Genomic DNA, 14,754 nt, shown 5'->3' with positions numbered 1-14,754 from the left:
AGCCGCCATGAAACGTACCATAATCGCGCTGCTGGCCGCGCTGCCGCTGCTCAGCCACGCCGTCACCACGCTGAATATCGCCACCATTGCCAACGGTGACATGACCATCATGCAGCAGCTGTCGGGCCGTTACGAACAGCAGCATCCGGACGTGAAACTGCAGTGGCACGTGATGGATGATGGCGCCCTGCGTCAGGCGGTGCTGGCAGCCATGAACAGCGGTGAGGCAAAATTCGATGTGATTACCGTGGGCACCTATGAAGCGCCGCTGTGGGGTAAAAAAGGCTGGCTGGCACCGCTCAATAATCTGCCGCCAGACTACGACAGCGACGATCTGCTGGCGCCGGTGCGCAAAGCGCTGTCGTGGCAGCAAACGCTGTACGCGCTGCCGTTTTACGGTGAAAGCAGCATGACCTATTACCGCAAAGATCTGTTTGCGGCGAAAGGGCTGACCATGCCGGACGATCCCGACTGGACCGACATCAAACATTTCGCGGCGAAACTCACCGATGCGCAGCACGGTATTTATGGCCTGTGCCTGCGCGGCCAACCCGGCTGGGGCGATAACGTGGCCCTGCTCACCACCATGGCCAACGCCTATGGGGCGCAGTGGTTTGACGATCGCTGGCAGCCGACGCTGAATTCGCCAGAGTGGCGTGAGGTGCTGACCGATTATCTCGCCATGGTGAAACAGGACGGCCCGCCGGATACCGCCAGCAACAGTTTTGGCCAGATCCTGCGTCTTACCGCACAGGGGAAATGCGCGATGTGGATCGACAGCACCGTCGCCGCCGGGCTGCTGATCAACCCGCAGATTTCGCTGGTGGCCGACAAGCTGGCGTTTGCGCCGGCGCCGGGTGGCATTACGCGCAACGGCTCGCACTGGCTGTGGTCGTGGGCGCTGGCGGTGCCGGCTAATTCGCCGCAGCGCGCCGCCGCCGTTGACTTCATCAGCTGGGCGACCTCACGCCAGTATATTCAGCAGGTAGCAGATACCGTCGGCTGGGGTGCGGTGCCGCCCGGCAGCCGTAATTCTACCTACCAGCAGCCCAGCTACCAGCGTCTGGCGCCGTATGCCGCTCAGGTGCGCAGCGCAATTGAATCCGCCACCGTCGATCAACCGACCCTGAACACGGTGCCTTACACCGGTGTGCAGTACGTCAGTATCGCTGGCTTTGATCAGATGGGTAATGCCGTCGGGCAAAATCTGGCGGCGCTGCTACAGGGCAAGCTGACGGTAGATCAAACGCTGGAGAAAAATCAGCAGGACGTGGCGCGCCTGCAAGCCGCACAGCAGTAAACGTTCGGGATTCCTGACAAGTCACCGTGTGCAGGTTACACTAACGCGCAATTTGACCGGCAGGAATCCCCGAATGAAAACCCCCGAAGAGTATTACGCCCAGGCCCGCAGCCTGTTTTTCACCGCCCACCCTGATTTTCAGGCCGCGCTGGATGAACTGAGTGAAAGTGATGCGCGCGCGGCCAACATGTCGCTACGTGAGCTGCGCGCGTGGCACGCTGAACGAATCTATGCCGCTTTTCTGCGTCAGAAGAAGCTCGACGGTATCCTGTTCTCTATTCAGCTGGCTGAACCAGATAAAGCGGTCGCAGCGCAGGCGATTGAAACCTATCTGAAATCCCACGCGGAAGCGCTGGGTATGACGTGGGAAGAGTTTTGCATTAAAAACGAATTATGATCGGTACGTTCAGATAGGATGAATCGGGAAGAAATTTCTCAGGAAAAGTTGTACAAGTTAGAAAAAATTGTATAACTTAATACCTATGACGTCTGTCATGGATTGTCCTTGAACGAATGGTGCGCTTGCACCGCCTCTGGAGGTGTTGCTGGATTTCTACCTCCAGAGGTTCAATTTTTTGCTACCCTGCTCTGCTTTCCTCCTTTCTTTCCTCTTACTGTTGCAACGGCAACGTGCGCCGTCTGGTGAGGGTGAAAATAATTGCCGTCCTGCCGCTTGTCACTGGTTTTATTTACAGTAATATGACGCTCCCACTTTGATAACTGGAATGCCCTGATGTTTGTGGAGCTGATTTACGACAAGCGCAACGTCGCCGGTTTACCGGGCGCGCGTGAGATGATTTTGCAGGAACTGGAAAAACGCGTGCAGCGCGTGTTTCCGGACCTGGAAGTGCGGGTTAAGCCGATGGAGCGCAACGCTATCGAAACCGATATGAGTAAAAACGATAAGGCGACGATTGCGCGCATTATTGAAGAGATGTTTGATGAAGCAGATATGTGGCTGGTGGCCGATTAGGCCACCCGCTTGCGTGCTTAGCTTTCCTGCTCGCTGTGATTGATGGCGATTTCCAGATCCTGAATCGCCTGATCGATATCATCCAGCAGCTGTCCCTGCTTATTGATTAGCGCATCAAATCGCGTGGCGTACTCTTTATCCTTGTACTCCCCGGCATCAAAAGCCAGCCAGTGGCTGGAAAGCGTCTCGGTATTGGTCTGCGCGTAGTGACGCATCTCTTTTAGCTGTGAGGTGACATCACGCAGGTAGTCAGTTTTGGTTTTGATTGCCTCTGTATCACTCATGCTATTTTCCTTTTTGCTGATAAAGCCAGTTAAAATAACGCTCGAGCAATTAAAGTTAGCAGATAATAGCGAAGCCGCCTGCAGAATTATCTTAACTTGCTCGCTGTTTCTTCCGCCAGGTTTTATTTCGCTGAATTGGCGCCTGATTTACCGCTTTTCTGCCGTAACAGACTGATGACTTCAAACGTATGATGGCGCAACCGCCCAGATGATCCGGAGAATGCATTGTGTCGACTGAACCTTTTAATCCTGGCTATTACACCGAACATGAGCTGAAAACGTTTGGTTTTAAACAGGTAGGCAGGCAGGTCATGGTGGCCAAAAACTGCACCATAATTGGCTTGCACAATATCACCTTGGGCGATCACGTACGTATCGACGGCTTCTCGACCCTCGTGGCTGCCGGCGAGGGCTATCTGAAGCTGGGATCCTATATTCATATTGGCGGTTACTGCGCGGTACTGGCGGGTGCCGGAGTCGAAATGCAGGATTTCTCGGGGCTGTCGCAGGGTGTAAAAATCTACTCAAAAAGTGATGACTACAGTGGGGAATTCATGACTAACCCTACCGTGCCTGCACACCTGACCGGCGTGACCTCTGGGAAAGTGGTGCTGGGCCGTCATGTCATCGTCGGTTCACAATCCATTATCATGCCGGGTCTCACGCTGGCAGAGGGAACCGCAGTCGGCGCCAACTCACTGATAACGCGCGATACCGATGCATGGTCGATTTACTTCGGCTCGCCAGCAAAAAGGATTAATAGCAGGCAACAGAATCCGCTGGAACTGGAAAAGCAGATCACCTCGCCAGATAGATGATCAGGGCATCCCTGCCCGTCTGACTTACAGGTACTTTTTCGCCAGCGCAATCAGCTCGTCCTTAGCGGCGGTGCCCAGCCTGATGACGCCCTGCTCAACAAAGCTGAAGGCCTGGACAAAGTCTTTCACGCCAGCGCTGATGTCCTGCGACACCGCATCGCTGACGTCTGCAGCAGCAACCGGGCTGGCCGCGGGCGCGTTAGCCTGATCGTTACGTATGCCAGGCGTGGAGGCCGCAGAGGCGCCAGCGCTGGCCGAGCCGTTCGCCAGCGTATCCTGTGTGGCCAGTTGCTGATCGAGATCGACTGGTGCGTCCGCATGAAAGGGCGGCGCAGCACTGGCGGGCGCGGCGGGTTCCTGCTGCGCTACCGGTGTGGCAGCGGCCTGTTGTGTCGCCGGCGACGCGGCGCTATCGGCAGCGCTGCCTGCGACAGCCGGTGTCGCACTAGCCGTTTCGTTAGCAAAACTCTCCAGTGGAGAGATATCCTGCTGCGCCGTGGCGCTGGTTGGGTTGATGACAGTTTGATCGCTCATAATATTCTCCTTATTGCTAAATAAAGACCGCAGTTGCTGCAAACGTACTGCGATCCGCTCGGTAATAAGCATCGGGACCTCCTTAGCGCCGCGGTTCTGGCGCGGTTGGCTGTGCGCCCGGAGGCGCGGAGGGTTTCGCCGTTTGCGTGGCGCGGGGTGGCGTCCGGGCATCCAGCTTTTGCTGCAGCGCAATCAGCTGGTTGGTCAACTCAGCCACCTTTTCTTCGCGCCGGTCTGAAATCGCGCGATACTGCTGGCGAATATCCTCCACGCGCTGGTTGGCGCTGTTATTGACGTAAAGAAACAGAATGGTCATCGCCACGCACAGCAGCGATAACAGCATCAGCAGGCCACCCAGCATCAAATGACGCCGGTGGCTTCTCACCATCATTTCACTGTTTATCTGCACCATCGCGGTTCTCCTCCAGAGTGGTAATCAGTTGATTTATCTGGCTGCGAAACTTATCGCTGTGCTCGGCTTCGGTGGTCGCCAGCAGGATACCGAGTGCGTTTTTGATCAAGCGCAGATCGGTCTCCAGCGATGAGATACGCCGCAGGTTTTTATCGTGACGGATACGCAGTTCATCGTTTTCCTGACGCATCAGCGCATGGCTCTCCTTGAGAAGCAGCACCTGCTCTTTGTAGCTGGTGATGATCTCGCCGCCCGCGCGATTGCTGGTGACGATTGACGCGATCCCCGCCATCAGGGGTTTCCAGAACACCGCTGCCGCGCCACCGCCGAGCAGCAGTGCGCCTACGCTGGTGACCAAACTACTCTCCATGCCTTACCTCTCTCATCTGGCGAGGGTGAGCCGGACAGCCTGCTGACCTCCCTCGCCAGTGACATGGCCAGCGGCAAATTTAAGTTTACTTTAATTAATGATTTTAAGTATACTTAAGTCAAGCCTGAAGGAGTTGTCAAGATGATGAAAAAAGAATCTGTTGGTGAGCGCATTCGTCAGCGGCGCAAAGCGTTGAAATTCACCCAGCAAACGCTGGCAACGGGCATTGGCGTCTCGCACGTTGCGGTTTCGCAGTGGGAAAAAGATGAGACGGTGCCGCGTGGCGAAAATCTGCTGCGGCTGGCGGAGCTGCTGCAGTGCAGCGCGGCGTGGATTATTGATGGTGAGGGCCAGCCGTTCGCCAGCGCCCAGCCCGGCCCTGCGCTCACGGCGGTGCCACTGGTCACGCTGGCGCAGGCCGCAGACTGGCTGGATGAGCAGCGGCTGCAGTGGCAGCAGCAAGCCAGCCAGTTCCTCTACAGTGATGAACTGCTGAGCGACAGCGCGCTGGCAGTCACGCTGGAAGATGGCGCCATGCTGCCCGACTACCGTGCTGGCGATCGGCTGCTGTTTGACCCGCAACGCGCACCGCAGCCGGGCGATGTGGTGCTGGCGCGGGCTGAACAGGTGGCCGTGGTGCGGATTTTCCGCCTGCACGACGAGCAGATTTTCTCGTTGCGGCCGTTAAACGAAGACTTTCCGGTTCAGCAGAGTCATAAAAATGCGCTGCAACTGATTGGCACGCTGGTGGAAATGCGGCGGCGCGGCAGCCGCTGAGGCAGGCAAAAAACCCGCCAGCGGCGGGTCAAATCAGACAAGAGAACTACGGCAAAAATTACAAATTATCGGTCAGGTGATCGACCACCACCCTTCCCTGTAAGTCGGTTTGCGTAATGCGGTAACTGACGCGCCAGGAACGTCGGGTGCTTAACTTATCGAACAGCCTGACGCTGCCCTTATGCTCGCCGCTGGCACCGACAATGTGCCACTCGGTGACATCTTCCTGTCCCCGGTTTTGCTGCCGTAACAAACCCTGCTCGACTAAGCGATCGCTTTCATCAATCTTCAAATAATCACGCAACATCTTTATCACCTCCGGTTAACCCGGCCAACGATACGCTTTTCATTTATCCTTTCAATCGAATTTTTTTATCGAAGGCGATTTTTACCGCCGGTTTATTAATATTTTGACTTGACGCCCTCTCCTGCCGCTTCGGTTAAGCAAAATTTTGAAAAATAGTTAACCTTCTGGCAGTCCGGCGCTGGACAGACCCAGCCGTCTGGCTGTTAATGTAAGGGTAAATAACGATATCTCCGGACAATTCATGCTGACTACCATCATTTACCGCAGCCACCTCTACGATCATGTTCCCATCAAAACGCTGGAAGACATGGTTGGCAAAGCCAATAAGAAAAACGAACTGTCCGATATCACCGGAATTCTGCTTTTTGATGGCCGCCATTTTTTTCAGTTACTTGAAGGACCCGACCACGCGGTCCAGGGCATTTATGACCGCATCTGCCAGGATGGGCGCCATCACAACCTGGTGGAATTAATGCATGACTTCGCGCCGGCCCGCCGTTTTGGCAACGTCGGTATGGAGCTGTTTGACCTGCGCGAGCACGATAAATCCAGCGTGCTGCAGGCGGTGCTGGATAAAGGCACGTCGCGTTATCAGCTGACCTATGATGACCGCGCGCTACAGTTCCTGCGTACCTTTGTTGAAGCGCGGGAAAAGGAGAACTATTTCGAGATCCCGCCAGCGAATACCTGGGAATTCATTACTGACGCGGAGAGCCAGCGCCAGCTGGAAAGTTTCCAGCACTATGTGCAGGATTGCCGGTTTGCGTTTCAGCCTATCGTAGACCCCTTCTCACGGCGCATTACGGCGTATGAGGCGTTGATTCGTACCCCAAATGGCGGTTCGCCGCAGGAGTATTTCTCTGCCTTTGGCGGCGATGCGATTTATCACGCTGATATTCAGTCCAAAAGTCTGGCGTTCAACCTGGCCAACACGCTGGGACTTGGCGAGCAAACGCTGACCATCAACCTGCTGCCGATGTCGCTGGTTACCGTCCCGAATGCGGTGGAATTCCTGCTGCAGGAGATTGCGGCCAACGGCCTGGTGCCGGAACAGATCGTGGTCGAAGTGACGGAAAACGAAATCATCTCGCGCGCGGAAGAATTTGCTGCAGAAGTAAGAAAACTTAAGGCGGCCGGCATTAGCCTGGCGCTGGATGACTTTGGTGCCGGCTTCGCGGGCTTGTCGCTGCTGTCAAAATTTCAGCCGGACAAGATTAAAATTGACCGTGAGATTATCAGCGATGTGCACAAAAGCGGCCCGAAACAGGCGATTGTGCATGCCATCATCAAGTGCTGTGCCTCACTGGAGATTGCGGTGGTTGCCGAAGGCGTGGAAAAAGCCGAAGAGTGGATGTGGCTGGAAGCGGTAGGCATCAGTCAGTTCCAGGGCTATCTGTTCGCCCGTCCGCAGTTCAATGGTTTCCCGGCGGTGGCCTGGCCAGAGATCAAATAAGCGGCAAAACTGACCGCCGTAACGGCGGTCACACGCTCAGAACTCAGCCTCGCGCGCGGGTTCCTCCAGCCGTTCACTCAGCACCACATACTTCATCATCTCAAAGGTACGCTGTGTCATTGGCACCGCGCTGCAGGGACGAAACCAGCCAAACTGCTTCTGGTACAGCCAGACTTCAGGATAGCGTTCGCCATCTTTAACCCAGTAATAACCATCATTCATATGTGTATCCAGCGGCACTGGCCGCGAATCAGACATTCATGCGTGCCCGATGAGGTGATACGCGCTCTGGCGTAGAAAGTAACCCTGCTTGCATGAAAGCTTACTCCAGCTAGTTACTTTAGCAGAGAATGGCGGCAACTGTGCACTTCACGCTGGGCTTATTCAGGCAGAAAACGAGGCGGGAAAAGAATAAAGGCCCCTACGCTAAGGGGCGAAACAAACAGGCAACTAAACGTCCGTGTTTCGGCAATGGAGTTGAGTATGACAGACACAGGTTTCAGGACGCGATATCGTCCGGGGTTTTCTGAACAATAAGTTCCAGCGCCTGGCGATAAATATCCAGCTGGACCACATCATGTTCCGATTCTAATCTTTCCAGCAGTGCCAGAATAATATCCTTATTGCTCACGCGCAGTTTAACCGCCGCCAGTTGTTTGTAAATTTGCGCAATGATCTCTTTCTCACTGGCATATTGTGAACCCGCGCGCTGAAAATATTCTGACAATTGAGACTCTGATGACGCCAATGCATTCTGTTCCATAACAAGCCTCATTTCGTTGGGCCGCAGTGAGCACTGCAGCGGTGAAAAGGTTACTCAGGTAAATTTTTGAATCAGCACAGGTAAAAAAACAGCCTCTGAAAGTGGAAATCCACAACACCTTCAGAGGCGATGCAAAGCATCATTCGTTACGTGTGACTGACTGCCACAACTAAGAAGTTATACAAAGATGGAAAACTTGTACAACAATTTCGTTAACATTTTGTGTGGTCAGAGGAGATTCACACAACAATTTCGCGCTTTTTACCACAATAAATTCGCCATTTTAACAGTAAAAATCATGCAGTTATCTTGAATAAATTATCGTGCACCGCGCTAACCCTCTCTTTCTACACAACAAAATTATTTCTCTCTTTGCGACACCCGTACAGTTCTATACAGCCCCGTCAAACTTGTACAACTTTGCATAACTGTACAATTTAGCTGTTCTGCGTGTAGAGTGTGAAAACGATTACGGCCGCCTGAAACGGCCGCTGATCACGCGAAATTCATCACAACGAAACCCTGCTGGAGAGAGAGATGAAGCAACACGAAACGAATAAGGAGCGTAAAAACGAGGGCGAGGTGCACAAAGGTTTACCGGAAGCGGCACCCAACGCAGGTAATGCGTATGAAGAAGACGATCATCCGGCGCAGGATGATGCGCGCGAACACGGTGAAATTCCGCGTACGCGTGATGACAGTCAGGATGATAAAAAAGATCCTTTCCAGGATCGGTAAATAAGCCTTCGATGATATCTGGACCGACCCACCGGATGTTATTTTCGCAGCCGCTCATCTCTGGCGCTAATAAGCGAAGCGGCAAGCGAGATTGATCATTGAGTTTAATTAAGACATTATTTTGCGGAAATTAGAGAAGGCGTGCCTTCATTCATTTCTGGAGAGCACTGATGGATACGGGTTTTTACTGGGTAGGCAGCAGCACAACTGAGCCTGAGGTATGGTACTGGGATGCTGGACGCGGTTTTTATCGCCCGATGGAGCCAATACCGCTTTCTCTGCCTCGTTTTAAATCTGCCGGTTTTAAACTTCTCAGTGGCAAACTGACGCCACCGGAAGAGGCGCAATCTGCTTAGTTTTCGTCTGCAGGTGAGAATATTGTCAGTTACGCTGTTAAGCGCAGCGTAGCTGAACTATATTCCTGTGAGGAGGACATGATAATGCAGGAAGGATTTTATTGGGTGCAGCGCGGCGCAGAACAGCCAGAAGTCTGGTTTTTCTCAACCAGTGGGGAAGGTGCCTGGTTTGAACCCACCAAAAACGACGCCATCAGCAAGCAACGCTTCGCTGAACAGGGCTACCGGGCGATCAGCGAGAAACTGTCACTGCCCTGACCCTGACGAAACCGCCTCTCTCAGGCGGTTTTTTATTGCCCGTGCGACTACACCTGCATGCTCATGATCTCGCTGTACGCATTGACCAGCTTATTCCGCACCTGAATCCCCATCTGCATCGAAATCGACGATTTCTGCAGGTCGACCATCACATCATTTAACTGGATGCCCGGTTTACCCAGCTCAAAATCCTGCGCCTGACTGCGCGCAGCGGTCTGGGTGGCGCTGATTTTATCCAGCGCGGCTTTCATGGTGGCACCAAAATCGAGCTGACTGGCGGATTCGTTCGCTTTGCCACTGGCCTGCAGAGACGTGAGCTGGAGCTGTTGCAGTACGCCATCAATTGCCTGAATCGACATTGCCTGTACCTCATAGATGAAGGGTTCATTTTTTCACGGAGGAAAAGTTAACACACTGTCAATAGGACAAAGGCGCTAAATGACTGCAAAAAACCCGGCTTATCCAGCCATCGAAGTGACACGATTCATCAAATAATGCCAGGCATTAGATTGGAATTTCATTTTTCCCCTTCACCGTTGCGCCAGCAACACGGCAAACACGGGCGGGGATGCGTATCAGGGAGTCAGTTTTGTCACCTACATACACCCGGTCAATTATGTCAGGCAGGAATTGGTCATGAATGCGAGTGCAGCCGCCACACAGGATACAGCAAAGAAAGGCTTCAGTGACCTTCTCGCCCGCCTGCGCGCAAATCCGCGTATTCCCTTAATCGTCGCTGCCGCGGCGGCTATCGCCGTGGTTCTGGCGCTGGTGCTGTGGGCGAAAGCCCCCGACTATCGCGTGCTGTATAACAACCTGTCCGATGAGGATGGCGGCGCGATCGTGACCCAGCTGACGCAGATGAACATCCCCTACCAGTTCGCTGAAAACGGCGGTGCCCTGATGGTTCCCGCCGATAAAGTGCATGAGCTGCGTCTGCGCCTTGCCCAGCAGGGACTGCCGAAAGGTGGCTCCGTCGGCTTTGAGCTGATGGATAAAGAGAAGTTCGGCATCAGCCAGTTCAGTGAGCAGATCAACTACCAGCGCGCGCTGGAAGGTGAACTGGCGCGCACCATCGAGACGCTCGGTCCGGTGAAAAGCGCGCGCGTGCATCTGGCGATGCCAAAACCGACGCTGTTCGTGCGCGAGCAGAAATCGCCGTCTGCCTCGGTAACGCTCAACCTGCAGCCGGGCCGTGCGCTGGATGAAGGCCAGATTCAGGCGATTCAGCACATGGTCTCCAGCAGCGTGGCCGGTCTGCCGCCGGGCAACGTCACCGTGGTCGATCAGGCCGGTCGCCTGCTGACCCGTTCAGACAGCGAAGGTCGCGATCTTAACGATGCCCAGCTGAAATATGCGTCAGAAGTCGAAGCCCGCTACCAGCAGCGCATTGAAGCCATTCTTAACCCGATCCTCGGTCAGGGTAACGTGCATGCGCAGGTCACCGCACAGATTAACTTCGACCGCAGCGAGCAGACTGACGAGAAGTATCAGCCAAACGCTAACCCGAATAACTCGGCGATTCGCTCGCGCCAGACCAGCACCAGCGATCAGAACGGCAGCCCGTATCCGGGCGGCGTGCCGGGTGCGCTGTCGAATCAGCCTGCGCCAGCCAATACCGCGCCGGTCACCAATCCGCAGCAGCAGAACAACAATAACGCCAACGGCCAGCAGAACAACACCAACGCGCAGAATGCCGGCACCTCGACCAGCACCGCGCAGAGCAGCGGCCCGAGCAGCTCCAGCCGTAACGACACGGTGAACTACGAGCTGGATCGCACCATTCGTCACACCAAACTCAACGTGGGTGACGTGCAGCGCCTGTCGGTCGCCGTGGTGGTGAACTACCGCGATGACGGCAAAGGCAAAGCGGTGGCGCTGAACGATCAGCAGATCAAGCAGATTGAAGACCTGACCCGTGAAGCGATGGGCTATTCGCAAACGCGTGGCGACAGCGTCAACGTGGTCAACTCGCAGTTCAACACCACCGAGCCAACCGGCGGCGACCTGCCCTTCTGGCAGCAGCAGTCGTTCTTTGATCAGCTGATGACCGCCGGTCGCTGGCTGCTGGTGGCACTGGTTGCCTTCATCCTCTACCGCAAGATGGTGCGTCCGCAGCTGTTGCGTAAACGCGAAGCCGAGAAAGCCGCCGCTGAAGCCGCTGCTGCCCGCGCCGCCGCCCGTGAGGAAGAAGCCGCCTACAGCGTCCAGATCAATAAAGACGAGCTGGACCAGGAGCGCAAATCTAACAACCGCATGAGCGCCGAGGTGATGAGCCAGCGCATCCGCGACATGTCTGAAAACGATCCGCGCGTTGTGGCGCTGGTTATCCGCGAATGGATGAGTAACGAACTATGAGTCTGACCGGTACTGAAAAGAGCGCCATTCTGATGATGACCATTGGCGAAGAGCGTGCGGCGGAGGTGTTTAAACACCTCAACCAGCGTGAGGTGCAGCATCTCAGCGCCGCGATGGCCAGCATGAAGCAGATCTCGCACAAGCAGCTGACCGAAGTGCTGCGCGAGTTCGAAACCGATGCCGAGCAGTTTGCCGCGCTGAGCCTCAACTCCAACGATTACCTGCGTTCGGTGTTGATCAAGGCGCTGGGCGAAGAGCGCGCCTCCAGCCTGCTGGAGGACATCCTCGAAACACGTGAAACCACCAGCGGCATGGAAACCCTCAACTTTATGGAACCGCAGGCGGCAGCCGATCTGATCCGCGACGAACACCCGCAGATCATCGCTACCATTCTGGTGCACCTGAAGCGCGGCCAGGCGGCGGATATTCTGGCGCTGTTCGACGAACGTCTGCGCCACGATGTGATGCTGCGTATCGCCACCTTCGGCGGCGTACAGCCGGCAGCGCTGGCGGAGCTGACCGAAGTGCTCAACGGCCTGCTGGACGGTACCAACCTCAAGCGCGCGAAGATGGGCGGCGTGAGAACCGCAGCGGAAATCATCAACCTGATGAAAACCCAGCAGGAAGAAGCGGTTATCGAAGCGGTTCGCGACTTCGATGGCGAGCTGGCGCAGAAGATTATCGACGAGATGTTCCTGTTCGAAAACCTGGTGGAAGTGGACGACCGCAGCATCCAGCGCCTGCTGCAGGAAGTGGAGTCCGAGCAGTTGCTGATTGCCCTGAAAGGTGCCGAGCAGCCGCTGCGCGAGAAATTCCTCAAAAACATGTCAGCGCGCGCCGCCGACATCCTGCGCGACGACCTCGCCAACCGCGGCCCGGTCCGTATGTCCGCGGTGGAGAACGAACAGAAAGCAATCCTGCTTATCGTGCGCCGTCTGGCGGAAGCAGGCGAGATGGTAATTGGTGGTGGCGAGGAAACCTATGTCTGATGCCTTTTCCGCCCGTGCATGGCAGCGCTGGCAGCCTGATGATTTAGGCGCACCGCTGCAGCCTGAGCCTGAACTGCTGCTGGCGGACGAGCCGGACAGCGACCTCGTGCTGAGCGAGGAAGATGAACAGCAGCAGCAGCTGGAACGGCTGCAGCAGCAGATGCGCAAAGATGCGCAGACGCAGGGCTACAGCGAAGGCTATCAGAAAGGCTTCGCCGAAGCGCAGCAAAACGGCTATGACGCCGGCTTCCAGCAGGGCCTGGCCGATGCCCAGCAGCAGCAGGCGCCGCTGCAGGCGCGTATGCAGCAGCTGGTCACCGAGTTTCATCACACGCTGGAAGCGCTGGACAGCGTGATTGCGTCGCGCCTGATGCAGCTGGCGCTGGAAGCCGCGCGCACGGTGATTGGCCAGGCGACGCAGGTGGATGGCAGCGCCCTGCTGCGCCAGATTCAGCAGCTGATTCAGCAGGAGCCGATGTTCAGCGGCAAACCGCAGCTGCGCGTGCACCCGGACGATCTGCAGCGCGTTGAGCAGACGCTCGGCCCGACGCTCGATCTGCACGGCTGGCGGTTGCTGGCCGACAGTTCGCTGCATCCCGGCGGCTGTAAACTCAGCGCCGAAGACGGCGATCTCGATGCCAGCGTCGCCACGCGCTGGCAGGAGCTGTGCCGTCTGGCGGCACCGGGAGCCTTCTGATGACCTCACGCCTCTCGCGCTGGCTCGGCGCGCTCGACAGTTTTGAAGACCGCATCAGTCAGGTGCAGACGGTGCGCCGCTATGGTCGCCTGACGCGCGCCACCGGCCTGGTGCTGGAAGCCACCGGCCTGCAGCTGCCGCTTGGCGCCACCTGCATTATTGAGCGTCACGACAACGGCAACATCACAGAAGTAGAAAGCGAAGTGGTCGGTTTCAACGGCCAGAAACTGTTTCTGATGCCGCTGGAAGAAGTTGACGGCATCCTGCCTGGCGCGCGCGTTTATGCCCGCGTACACGGTGACCACAGCGGTAAACAGCTGCTGCTGGGGCCGGAGCTACTCGGCCGCGTGCTGGACGGCAGCGGCAAACCGCTGGATGGCCTGCCTGCGCCGGAAACCGGCTACCGCGCGCCGCTGATCACCGCGCCTTTTAACCCGCTGCAGCGTACGCCGATCCACGATGTGCTGGATACCGGCGTGCGGGCGATCAACGCGCTGCTCACCGTCGGACGCGGCCAGCGCATGGGGCTGTTCGCCGGCTCTGGCGTGGGCAAATCGGTACTGCTCGGCATGATGGCGCGTTATACCAAAGCCGACGTCATTGTAGTTGGGCTGATTGGTGAACGTGGCCGCGAAGTCAAAGAGTTTATTGAGAACATTCTTGGCGCTGAAGGGCGCGCGCGCTCGGTGGTGATCGCCGCGCCGGCCGACGTGTCGCCGCTGCTGCGCATGCAGGGCGCCGCTTATGCCACGCGCATCGCCGAAGATTTCCGCGATCGCGGCCAGCACGTGCTGCTGATCATGGACTCCCTCACCCGCTACGCCATGGCGCAGCGTGAGATCGCGCTGGCGATCGGCGAACCGCCGGCCACCAAAGGCTATCCGCCTTCCGTCTTCGCTAAGCTGCCGGCACTGGTAGAACGCGCCGGCAACGGCATTCACGGCGGCGGCTCAATCACCGCCTTCTATACCGTATTAACCGAAGGCGACGATCAGCAGGACCCGATTGCCGACTCGGCGCGCGCCATTCTCGACGGCCACATTGTGCTGTCGCGCCGGCTGGCAGAGGCCGGTCACTATCCGGCGATTGATATCGAAGCCTCGATCAGCCGCGCCATGACCGCGCTGATTGATGAAACCCACTATGCGCGCGTGCGCCAGTTCAAACAGCTGCTCTCCAGCTTTCAGCGTAACCGCGATCTGGTCAGCGTCGGCGCGTATGCCGCCGGGAGCGACCCGATGCTGGATCGCGCCATTAAGCTCTATCCGCAGATGGAAGCATTCCTGCAGCAGGGCATTTTTGAACGTAGCGATTATGACGATGCCTGTCTGCATCTGCAGGCGATGTTCGGCTAACGCCGTCCGATG

Annotated in this window: 21 protein-coding genes; 13 read left to right on the top strand and 8 right to left on the bottom strand. The window is 56.5% G+C overall.

Going from position 1 to position 14,754, the window contains the following annotated elements; all coding sequences use genetic code 11:
* Nucleotides 1-7: 7 nt before the first annotated feature.
* From MXF20_RS14875 to MXF20_RS14865, 3 genes are all read left to right on the top strand, one after another.
* On the top strand, nt 8-1,300 hold the full coding sequence (locus MXF20_RS14875; protein ID WP_325970042.1) for a sugar ABC transporter substrate-binding protein: 1,293 nt from the start codon (nt 8-10) through the stop codon (nt 1,298-1,300).
* 73 nt (nt 1,301-1,373) lie between these two features.
* A complete protein-coding gene (locus tag MXF20_RS14870) occupies nt 1,374-1,697 on the top strand; it encodes a DUF6388 family protein (RefSeq protein WP_325970041.1) in 324 nt (107 codons plus the stop codon).
* Between the two features lie 336 nt (nt 1,698-2,033).
* Nucleotides 2,034-2,273, top strand: coding sequence for a DinI-like family protein (locus tag MXF20_RS14865; RefSeq protein ID WP_325970040.1), 240 nt, complete (start codon nt 2,034-2,036; stop codon nt 2,271-2,273).
* Nucleotides 2,274-2,290: 17 nt separating this feature from the next.
* On the opposite strand, the gene MXF20_RS14860 is transcribed toward MXF20_RS14865, so the two are convergent.
* Nucleotides 2,291-2,557: a hypothetical protein gene (locus MXF20_RS14860; RefSeq protein WP_021509881.1), complete on the bottom strand. Its 267-nt coding sequence runs from the start codon at nt 2,555-2,557 to the stop codon at nt 2,291-2,293.
* 227 nt (nt 2,558-2,784) lie between these two features.
* Here MXF20_RS14860 and MXF20_RS14855 point away from each other — a divergent pair, with 227 nt between their 5' ends.
* Nucleotides 2,785-3,375, top strand: a complete 591-nt coding sequence (locus tag MXF20_RS14855; RefSeq protein WP_325970039.1) for an acyltransferase — start codon at nt 2,785-2,787, stop codon at nt 3,373-3,375.
* 24 nt (nt 3,376-3,399) lie between these two features.
* On the opposite strand, the gene MXF20_RS14850 is transcribed toward MXF20_RS14855, so the two are convergent.
* The 3 genes from MXF20_RS14850 to MXF20_RS14840 form a co-directional block, all read right to left on the bottom strand.
* Complete coding sequence (locus MXF20_RS14850) at nt 3,400-3,909, bottom strand: hypothetical protein (RefSeq protein ID WP_325970038.1); 510 nt, start codon at nt 3,907-3,909, stop codon at nt 3,400-3,402.
* A gap of 82 nt (nt 3,910-3,991) precedes the next feature.
* Complete coding sequence (locus MXF20_RS14845) at nt 3,992-4,321, bottom strand: hypothetical protein (protein ID WP_325970037.1); 330 nt, start codon at nt 4,319-4,321, stop codon at nt 3,992-3,994.
* Complete coding sequence (locus MXF20_RS14840) at nt 4,302-4,691, bottom strand: hypothetical protein (protein ID WP_031280179.1); 390 nt, start codon at nt 4,689-4,691, stop codon at nt 4,302-4,304. The genes MXF20_RS14845 and MXF20_RS14840 overlap by 20 nt, the downstream gene beginning before the upstream one ends.
* A gap of 141 nt (nt 4,692-4,832) precedes the next feature.
* Here MXF20_RS14840 and MXF20_RS14835 point away from each other — a divergent pair, with 141 nt between their 5' ends.
* Complete coding sequence (locus tag MXF20_RS14835) at nt 4,833-5,468, top strand: helix-turn-helix domain-containing protein (protein WP_325970036.1); 636 nt, start codon at nt 4,833-4,835, stop codon at nt 5,466-5,468.
* A gap of 58 nt (nt 5,469-5,526) precedes the next feature.
* On the opposite strand, the gene MXF20_RS14830 is transcribed toward MXF20_RS14835, so the two are convergent.
* A complete protein-coding gene (locus MXF20_RS14830; protein ID WP_325970035.1) occupies nt 5,527-5,775 on the bottom strand; it encodes a hypothetical protein in 249 nt (82 codons plus the stop codon).
* A gap of 241 nt (nt 5,776-6,016) precedes the next feature.
* On the opposite strand from MXF20_RS14830, the gene MXF20_RS14825 reads away from it, so the two are divergent.
* A complete protein-coding gene (locus tag MXF20_RS14825) occupies nt 6,017-7,228 on the top strand; it encodes a diguanylate phosphodiesterase (protein ID WP_325970034.1) in 1,212 nt (403 codons plus the stop codon).
* Between the two features lie 36 nt (nt 7,229-7,264).
* Here MXF20_RS14825 and MXF20_RS14820 read toward each other — a convergent pair whose 3' ends face one another.
* Both MXF20_RS14820 and MXF20_RS14815 read right to left on the bottom strand, forming a co-directional pair.
* Nucleotides 7,265-7,450 (bottom strand): hypothetical protein, encoded by a 186-nt coding sequence (locus MXF20_RS14820; protein WP_325970033.1) that lies wholly within the window; start codon nt 7,448-7,450, stop codon nt 7,265-7,267.
* A gap of 277 nt (nt 7,451-7,727) precedes the next feature.
* Nucleotides 7,728-7,991, bottom strand: a complete 264-nt coding sequence (locus tag MXF20_RS14815; protein ID WP_325970032.1) for a biofilm/acid-resistance regulator YmgB/AriR — start codon at nt 7,989-7,991, stop codon at nt 7,728-7,730.
* 537 nt (nt 7,992-8,528) lie between these two features.
* On the opposite strand from MXF20_RS14815, the gene MXF20_RS14810 reads away from it, so the two are divergent.
* The 3 genes from MXF20_RS14810 (at nt 8,529) to MXF20_RS14800 (ending at nt 9,343) form a co-directional block, all read left to right on the top strand.
* On the top strand, nt 8,529-8,729 hold the full coding sequence (locus MXF20_RS14810) for a hypothetical protein (RefSeq protein WP_104188852.1): 201 nt from the start codon (nt 8,529-8,531) through the stop codon (nt 8,727-8,729).
* A 170-nt stretch (nt 8,730-8,899) separates the two neighbouring features.
* Nucleotides 8,900-9,085 (top strand): hypothetical protein, encoded by a 186-nt coding sequence (locus MXF20_RS14805; protein WP_146068665.1) that lies wholly within the window; start codon nt 8,900-8,902, stop codon nt 9,083-9,085.
* Nucleotides 9,086-9,169: 84 nt separating this feature from the next.
* Nucleotides 9,170-9,343: a hypothetical protein gene (locus MXF20_RS14800; protein ID WP_158252668.1), complete on the top strand. Its 174-nt coding sequence runs from the start codon at nt 9,170-9,172 to the stop codon at nt 9,341-9,343.
* Between the two features lie 47 nt (nt 9,344-9,390).
* On the opposite strand, the gene fliE is transcribed toward MXF20_RS14800, so the two are convergent.
* Nucleotides 9,391-9,702, bottom strand: a complete 312-nt coding sequence (gene fliE / locus MXF20_RS14795) for a flagellar hook-basal body complex protein FliE (protein ID WP_325970031.1) — start codon at nt 9,700-9,702, stop codon at nt 9,391-9,393.
* A 277-nt stretch (nt 9,703-9,979) separates the two neighbouring features.
* Between fliE and fliF the strand changes: the two genes are divergently transcribed.
* Genes fliF through fliI form a run of 4 tightly spaced genes read left to right on the top strand, consistent with a single transcriptional unit; the run spans nt 9,980 to nt 14,742 of the window.
* Nucleotides 9,980-11,701, top strand: a complete 1,722-nt coding sequence (fliF, locus tag MXF20_RS14790; RefSeq protein ID WP_325970030.1) for a flagellar basal-body MS-ring/collar protein FliF — start codon at nt 9,980-9,982, stop codon at nt 11,699-11,701.
* On the top strand, nt 11,698-12,690 hold the full coding sequence (fliG, locus tag MXF20_RS14785) for a flagellar motor switch protein FliG (protein ID WP_021509869.1): 993 nt from the start codon (nt 11,698-11,700) through the stop codon (nt 12,688-12,690). The genes fliF and fliG overlap by 4 nt, the downstream gene beginning before the upstream one ends.
* Nucleotides 12,683-13,387 (top strand): flagellar assembly protein FliH, encoded by a 705-nt coding sequence (fliH, locus tag MXF20_RS14780; RefSeq protein WP_325970029.1) that lies wholly within the window; start codon nt 12,683-12,685, stop codon nt 13,385-13,387. Before fliG ends, fliH begins: the two co-directional genes overlap by 8 nt.
* Nucleotides 13,387-14,742 carry a flagellar protein export ATPase FliI gene (gene fliI / locus MXF20_RS14775; protein ID WP_325970028.1) on the top strand — a complete coding sequence of 452 codons (1,356 nt, stop codon included), beginning with the start codon at nt 13,387-13,389 and terminating at the stop codon, nt 14,740-14,742. The genes fliH and fliI overlap by 1 nt, the downstream gene beginning before the upstream one ends.
* Nucleotides 14,743-14,754: the final 12 nt, after the last annotated feature.

This window comes from Pantoea dispersa (assembly GCF_035783935.1).
GTDB lineage: Bacteria > Pseudomonadota > Gammaproteobacteria > Enterobacterales > Enterobacteriaceae > Pantoea > Pantoea dispersa_C.
The sequence above is the reverse complement of the archived record's forward strand: the minus strand, read 5'-3'. Positions and strand labels throughout refer to the sequence as shown.

What these genes read in the sequence shown, in the direction of transcription:
- MXF20_RS14875 (WP_325970042.1), top strand. Translation starts at nt 8, where the DNA reads ATGAAACGTACCATAATCGCGCTGCTGGCCGCGCTGCCGCTGCTCAGC.
- MXF20_RS14870 (WP_325970041.1), top strand. Translation starts at nt 1,374, where the DNA reads ATGAAAACCCCCGAAGAGTATTACGCCCAGGCCCGCAGCCTGTTTTTC.
- MXF20_RS14865 (WP_325970040.1), top strand. Translation starts at nt 2,034, where the DNA reads ATGTTTGTGGAGCTGATTTACGACAAGCGCAACGTCGCCGGTTTACCG.
- MXF20_RS14860 (WP_021509881.1), bottom strand. Translation starts at nt 2,557, where the DNA reads ATGAGTGATACAGAGGCAATCAAAACCAAAACTGACTACCTGCGTGAT.
- MXF20_RS14850 (WP_325970038.1), bottom strand. Translation starts at nt 3,909, where the DNA reads ATGAGCGATCAAACTGTCATCAACCCAACCAGCGCCACGGCGCAGCAG.
- MXF20_RS14845 (WP_325970037.1), bottom strand. Translation starts at nt 4,321, where the DNA reads ATGGTGCAGATAAACAGTGAAATGATGGTGAGAAGCCACCGGCGTCAT.
- MXF20_RS14840 (WP_031280179.1), bottom strand. Translation starts at nt 4,691, where the DNA reads ATGGAGAGTAGTTTGGTCACCAGCGTAGGCGCACTGCTGCTCGGCGGT.
- MXF20_RS14835 (WP_325970036.1), top strand. Translation starts at nt 4,833, where the DNA reads ATGATGAAAAAAGAATCTGTTGGTGAGCGCATTCGTCAGCGGCGCAAA.
- MXF20_RS14830 (WP_325970035.1), bottom strand. Translation starts at nt 5,775, where the DNA reads ATGTTGCGTGATTATTTGAAGATTGATGAAAGCGATCGCTTAGTCGAG.
- MXF20_RS14825 (WP_325970034.1), top strand. Translation starts at nt 6,017, where the DNA reads ATGCTGACTACCATCATTTACCGCAGCCACCTCTACGATCATGTTCCC.
- MXF20_RS14820 (WP_325970033.1), bottom strand. Translation starts at nt 7,450, where the DNA reads ATGAATGATGGTTATTACTGGGTTAAAGATGGCGAACGCTATCCTGAA.
- MXF20_RS14815 (WP_325970032.1), bottom strand. Translation starts at nt 7,991, where the DNA reads ATGGAACAGAATGCATTGGCGTCATCAGAGTCTCAATTGTCAGAATAT.
- MXF20_RS14810 (WP_104188852.1), top strand. Translation starts at nt 8,529, where the DNA reads ATGAAGCAACACGAAACGAATAAGGAGCGTAAAAACGAGGGCGAGGTG.
- MXF20_RS14805 (WP_146068665.1), top strand. Translation starts at nt 8,900, where the DNA reads ATGGATACGGGTTTTTACTGGGTAGGCAGCAGCACAACTGAGCCTGAG.
- MXF20_RS14800 (WP_158252668.1), top strand. Translation starts at nt 9,170, where the DNA reads ATGCAGGAAGGATTTTATTGGGTGCAGCGCGGCGCAGAACAGCCAGAA.
- fliE (WP_325970031.1), bottom strand. Translation starts at nt 9,702, where the DNA reads ATGTCGATTCAGGCAATTGATGGCGTACTGCAACAGCTCCAGCTCACG.
- fliF (WP_325970030.1), top strand. Translation starts at nt 9,980, where the DNA reads ATGAATGCGAGTGCAGCCGCCACACAGGATACAGCAAAGAAAGGCTTC.
- fliG (WP_021509869.1), top strand. Translation starts at nt 11,698, where the DNA reads ATGAGTCTGACCGGTACTGAAAAGAGCGCCATTCTGATGATGACCATT.
- fliH (WP_325970029.1), top strand. Translation starts at nt 12,683, where the DNA reads ATGTCTGATGCCTTTTCCGCCCGTGCATGGCAGCGCTGGCAGCCTGAT.
- fliI (WP_325970028.1), top strand. Translation starts at nt 13,387, where the DNA reads ATGACCTCACGCCTCTCGCGCTGGCTCGGCGCGCTCGACAGTTTTGAA.